The 6,127-nt window shown below is 36.7% G+C and carries 5 protein-coding genes; 1 reads left to right on the plus strand and 4 read right to left on the minus strand.

Going from position 1 to position 6,127, the window contains the following annotated elements; genetic code table 11:
- A partial coding sequence (locus V6C11_RS02735; protein ID WP_333529550.1) for a hypothetical protein occupies positions 1-192 on the plus strand: 192 nt, incomplete at its 5' end.
- Between the two features lie 550 nt (positions 193-742).
- On the opposite strand, the gene V6C11_RS02740 is transcribed toward V6C11_RS02735, so the two are convergent.
- The 4 genes from V6C11_RS02740 to V6C11_RS02755 are packed head-to-tail and all read right to left on the minus strand — an operon-like array spanning position 743 to position 5,947.
- A complete protein-coding gene (locus V6C11_RS02740) occupies positions 743-2,281 on the minus strand; it encodes a hypothetical protein (protein ID WP_333529551.1) in 1,539 nt (512 codons plus the stop codon).
- A gap of 35 nt (positions 2,282-2,316) precedes the next feature.
- The gene (locus V6C11_RS02745) at positions 2,317-3,315 is read right to left on the minus strand and encodes an ATP-binding protein (protein WP_333529552.1); all 999 of its coding nucleotides are present in this window, start codon (positions 3,313-3,315) and stop codon (positions 2,317-2,319) included.
- A 36-nt stretch (positions 3,316-3,351) separates the two neighbouring features.
- A complete protein-coding gene (locus V6C11_RS02750) occupies positions 3,352-5,298 on the minus strand; it encodes a hypothetical protein (protein WP_333529553.1) in 1,947 nt (648 codons plus the stop codon).
- Positions 5,288-5,947, minus strand: coding sequence for a TnsA endonuclease N-terminal domain-containing protein (locus V6C11_RS02755; protein WP_333529554.1), 660 nt, complete (start codon positions 5,945-5,947; stop codon positions 5,288-5,290). Before V6C11_RS02755 ends, V6C11_RS02750 begins: the two co-directional genes overlap by 11 nt.
- Positions 5,948-6,127 lie beyond the last annotated feature (180 nt).

Here is a 6,127-nt window from a genome sequence, read left to right on the forward strand (position 1 = left end):
AGAAACATGAATAGAGTTATTGTCACTAACGAGTCAATGTACGATGATGATTCCCTACAATCCATCAAGGAAATGGAAAACCTTGAACTGATTAAGGCCATTCTAGAGTACAGCAAAAACCTTGAGGTTATGGTACTCGAACTAAGGCGGGAAGTAAATGACCCTACCCCTCCCGGTGATCCCAAGCCATAAGAGGATATTCACAGTGATATTTGCGAATCGTTTGATGACTATCCCGCCTATCAAAAACTCAGAGAAACATTTGAGTGTGAATAACCTTCATAGAATATGAGGTAGCCTGTGGAGCAAAACATCAGAACTATCGAATGCTTCCACAGGCTACCTTATAGTCTAAAGTGGCTCAGCTTTTTTCCAGCGTTTCCACCATAATGGATCACATTTTTCCTGGCGTTAGTGGCTCAACTTTTTTCTGGCGACTGGCTCAGTTTTTTCTTGACAATCGCACCATTATAGACAATAGGTACCCATCCAAAAGGAAGAAAGAAATAAATATATTAATTGTATAATAGAATTTTATCATCCAAAATTTGAGAACGTTTGAAAACTATGTCGAAATCATTAAACAACGGTTTTTATTTCTATTTATACATTCATAAGTTAACAAACAATAAATAACCTCCATCTGAATAGGAGGTCATTTTCAACTTACTTATGCTAATAATTGTTTCTTAGTACCTAACTTTGTTTACTAGTATACAACATCATTTTTTAGTATCGAACTTTATTTTTCAGCATCAGTAATGCAATACGAACTCTTTGTATTAAGCCATTGATGTTTTGCAATTAATAAATTTGGGTTAATTAAATTTAGTTGTATTGTCATTGTAGGATTTGGAATTGCTACTCTGGGACAATTTACCATATCACTAACGGCGTTAGTCTCAGAATAGTCCTTTTTAATGAATTCAAACCAACCATAATACTTTTGAACTACATAATGACAGAATGCCCTGCTAATAATTTGTATTGCTGACGGCCACAATTCGTGATTATTACTTACTATTTCTAAGATACCAAAAGTTTCTTTAAATACTCTACTTGTAAGGACTTCAAATAATAATGGATTATATAGTATCGAAAAAAATGGGGGTATTGGACTTTCATTGCTAAAACCAGTGATCTTTGATTTACTATTATCAACTTCGGTCGGATCAGATTTGCATTCTACCTCTTGTCTCAACCGGATATAAGCGACTGCATATGGGCAGGCATTTAAGGTCTGCTTCCGTTTTACGTATGAACTAATACATGTAATATGACCTTTCAATTGAGTCTTTTTTATATGCCTTATTACCGCTTTGTATAACTGATAAAGACAAAGATATGCATAGCGCTCAAAGCTCATCTGACTCAGAATTTTACTTTTAACCTTTAAAATACACTGTTCCTCATCAATAATAATGCTAGAGTAATAATTTATTCGCTTAGTAAACCACCTTGTCGTCGGTATCTCGGGACGGGTATTTATTAATATATTTGAAGTAATTTGCCCAAAATCCCCCTTTCCCTTGGCTGGATAGGTCCCGATACTGAACAACCCGATTTTTAGTAACCCCTTCCCCCGCTTTGTTTCTTTCTTAGGGGAAGTAAGTACTATTAGTTTTGTTAATTGGTCTAATTTAGATTGTTTTAGTGCTATCCAAGCACTTAAATATTTGTCCGCTATGCTAGAGCTTAACCATAAATCAAAACAATTTGTTGTAACAATCTCCCCAGATAGTGGAGCACCACATTTACAGTGAAATGGCTTAACACAAGTATCGTGGCTTAATTCATATCGTGTATAACCCCCACATTGACCGCATTGAAACTTTAGTGCTATTTCATGTATAGGGCAATTATTTAAAGGGATAAATTGGTGAAAAACACTATGATAGCCAGACTTCAAGCATTCTGGGCAATAACTTAATTGTTCTCGAATATAAAAGTTATTAAAACTACCCTGATTTAGTGGTAAGATAAAATGATTAATTAATAAATGAGTACTATCAAAAATAGCTGTTCCGAAAGTTGCTACAAGTTTTTCATGGGATAATCCATTTAAATCTATGAGGTTCCGATAGATTCTTTTATAAACATGAGTGTTAGCTTCATTGGTACCGAAAACAACAAATATATCCTTAGATGTTGCGTAGTTGGCCAATTTAAAGCGTTCAAAAATGCCCCATGGTGAAATGTACTCAGGAGCCCATTCTTTCCGCCAAATTACACTTTGAATCTGCTTTGTAGATGGATAATTAATAATCTTCCCAAGATTCATTCTAGTAAGAAGCCCTCTTTTATCTAAATTTGGTACTATACAATATCCTGGTACATTTCAGCGTGTATATATCCTGAATGCTCCACGGCCTCACGCCAATGTATTTTTCCGAGTTTATCTATATTTTTACCATTAATACCATAGCGCTTTAAGCAATATTCAATTGTTAGAGTTACATATTGCATAGGAATTTCTAAAGCTTTCTTAATTCCATTTTCCTGCCGCAACTCTTTAAAGACCTCAAACAGTTCGTGAGCATATAGTTGTAGACGAAACCCGTTTTCAAATAAATCAGGAAAGAAATATCGAGTAAAGGAACAATTACTAGTCTCTGGATATTCAGAGTACTCATCATAGCCTGCCATGCATGTCATTAAATCACTAACTTTTTTGACTCCTTCAAATTTGAAAGTATGTACCATAAACCTCCCTACTATTTGTACCTTCTTAAGCGTCATAAAAACGGATCGTTGATGCAATAATTCATCTTGGCCTACCAATACGACAGTCATAGATATCCCGTTGTTATCTAATTCGTTGTAAATATCCATTAACCAATCATATTGTATCTGTTGTAATCGTTGAGCTTCGTCAATAATAAGGACTATTCTGTTGGTGCGTGACCATTCGGCTTTCTCTATAAAGAATTTGCTTAGCCTATCACGTTTACTGCTAGCCAATCCGCCAACGATGGCGTGCCCCACATCTTTAAGCATATCTTCAAAAAAATTGACTTCGGAAGGCGCTCTATACTGCCGACAAGTAGCTGAACATACCGGCAATAGCAAACCGTTCTCGTTTGATAATTCATTTATAAGATATTGAATAGCTCTTGTTTTTCCGAGTCGTGGTCTCCCATGAATAATCCCTCCAGGACACCTAGTATCAACCCAGGTAGTAACTGTGTCGCACAGTTGGTCAATCGCTTTTGTGGCTATCAAATATCTACCCGTTTCAACCGGGTGGGTCTTAGGAGGCAATATTGGCCTTTTATTTTCAATAAATGAATCGAATTGTAATTGAATTGCGTTCAATTTATTACCACCTTATTAAACTTTAATAGATTATTGTTAATAGATTATTGTTTTTGTCCGCCTAGGGCATTCAAGTTGTGAACTATTATTCGTGGCTAAAGTCTTTGGTTTGAAACTTTGCGAAGTCATAATCGGTTCTAGATTAGCATCTGAAAGGACAGTTGAATGAATTTGTTTCGCTTCAATTCTTACCCGTTCTAATTTATTACAGGATGATTTTGTGCTTTTTGCCTTTTTAACCAAATATTCACGATAAACTTCTATAGGATCATCTTCATTACAGAAATAAATTAGCTTTCTGTCTCTTAACCGGTTTATCTCTTTCCTCGTCTTTAGGGAATGAGGTACTAATCCCCATTTACCATTAGCTTGCAAAAGACCAAGTTCGCTTCCATCAGGTAAAAAAGCACGTATTACCCTTAAGTCTTCAACATTAACTACCAGGGTCAGAAATGAACCGATTAATTCGGCACTGCGTGATAACACTTCGTTTCTATAGGTTGCTCCTTCATATAGAATGTAAGGCCTCCTACCGGTTTTTATATTACCGGCAACTTTCCTAGAAACCTGTAGGGTCAAAAATTGAGCTTCTTGTCTCTTATTTTCTGGTACTTTACGTAACAGATTAGGGTCTAGGCGTTGCTGGAGTACCTCAAGCGGTGTTAAATAACATAGACCATCATGAGGAGTTCCATTATAATTTGCAATTAGAACTTCCGTAAGCTCTACAAGATGAGCATATGATATCCGGTACCTTATTGCTTTTCCTTCGGCGTTGTGGCGTCGCGGGTCACTTGGCTTACTTCCAGTGGTGTTTGGTAGACGATGATACCCATTTTCTTCGAGAGTAAGAAATAAACGTTCAATAATACCTCTACGCTCTGGAACCGCAACGGGTCCAGCGTTTATTGAACAGCCGATTGATTTCGTTAATTGTTCAACTACACTTTTAGCGAGATTTGCTTTACCGTTATCATACTTAAACTCATCCCATACTGCCCAACTCGTTTCAGGTATTGCTCCTGATGGGAATCCCCCTGTTTCTGAATATTTTAGCCCATCAATTGTGAATGGCATGCCACTCCATGGCAATATCGCACTACGAATACAAGCTCGAACATCATCAGCAGAATATTCCTTGTTTAAGGCAACGTGATATCCCAATACTGATCTAGAAGCCTTGTCCACAATAACCAATAACCAAATCCTATCCATTATTTTAACTACCGTATCCCCATCGGGAGTTTGAAACTCGATAGCGAATACCGCATCAATTTTATGACCGTCAAATTCAACTGTTTGAAAAGGTCGATGAGTATTAGGTGAATTGGGCACACCTTGACCAGTAACGCGGGCATGTCGGGCAGCTTCTTCTCCATATCTCTTAACTGCTTCATCAAAATATATGTTTTCAATCTTCTTTAGATATCGTTCTAATGAACGTTTTCCTAGGTTTTTAGTATTTAATGGATATTCCGTTGGTTTAATTCCTGCTTTTCTGCATGCGTTTATAAATTGCTTCCATATATCTTTAGGCCTAATAAACCTCTCTAATAGTGAACGATCCTTTCGATTCAGGTATAATTTTTCAATTGTTTCCCTAATAGAAGGATATGTAACAAGCAAATGTTCAAAAGCACCTGCTAAACCTGCTTGATCGGTTTGGGGAATCTTTTTTCTGATATAGGGTTTTAAGTGCTTTTTAGGGATAAGAGCCCTGTAACCCCATATTTTACCCGAATTATCATAATCGAGGCAACGACGAACAAATCTATACAATTCGTCCTTAGAGATGCCTGTCTGAGTGATAATATATTCATTCGAAACACGTCCATCTAAATACATCTCCACAGCTAGCCTTCTTCGGTTGAATCTATCCTGATCTTCAGCTGAAAGTCCGTCAACTAATACTAATGGCCAGCGTTTATAATCAAGATTTTCGGGCATAAATGCCTCTTTCTCTATCATCCATTTAACTGACATTAAGCCATACCTCCATATTATTTCCTATGGGTTGTAAATCAAAATTCGCTTTAATTGTTCCAGATATAAACAATCTTGTTAACGCTCCCATTATACGATTAGAAGGCAAACAAATAGAATCAAACAACCATGATAATTTTATTGGCTCACTACCAATAGCTCTTAATAGTCGTTTGTCATCGGTTTCAACAGTTTCATTGTAATGCCTTAAATATGGTAACAATCTCTTCATATTTGAAAGAAATATCGGATTGCCGCGAACTTCTCTCTCAGTCCGAATTATATAACCATACCCATTTTCTTGGCACCATTGACTTTGGCATTCTATTTGAAGCAAGGTCCGCATATCGGTCTTAGGGCGACTACGGTCTAACTCAAAGGAATATTTTACCTCAACAAATTCTTCCTTTCCACTGCACCATTTAATCCATAGATCAGGAATTGACTCGATTAATTGTCCGTTAATACCTTTCCGAATCCTTAAAGGCTGTTCACAAAAAGTTTCGACCAAAGGGTTCATTTCAGTCAAAACCCAGTTATCAAATTCTAAGTCACTGTAAAGGTGTACAACTCTTTTTAATCTAGGACTAAATGCAAACCATCGATTATTGCCATAGTGTTTTGATTTATTTATGATCGGATTATACACTTACATTTGCCCCTCTATTATCGTATCTCAGTTTGGTAGATGAGTATTCCGGTCTCTCAGAGCCAGTTAATCCGATGCGAAGAGCCACTATTTCCGAATGAGGGAGCCACTAGCTTCAATTGACTAATCCGCTATTGAGAGCCACCTTTTGAGAGTATTACAATTTATCCTGCGGATATT

Origin of the sequence: Desulfotomaculum sp. 1211_IL3151 (assembly GCF_036763075.1) — a bacterium.
In the GTDB taxonomy this organism is placed as follows: Bacteria; Bacillota; Desulfotomaculia; order Desulfotomaculales; family Desulfotomaculaceae; genus Desulfotomaculum.

What these genes read in the sequence shown, in the direction of transcription:
- V6C11_RS02740 (WP_333529551.1), bottom strand. Translation starts at nt 2,281, where the DNA reads ATGAATCTTGGGAAGATTATTAATTATCCATCTACAAAGCAGATTCAA.
- V6C11_RS02750 (WP_333529553.1), bottom strand. Translation starts at nt 5,298, where the DNA reads ATGTCAGTTAAATGGATGATAGAGAAAGAGGCATTTATGCCCGAAAAT.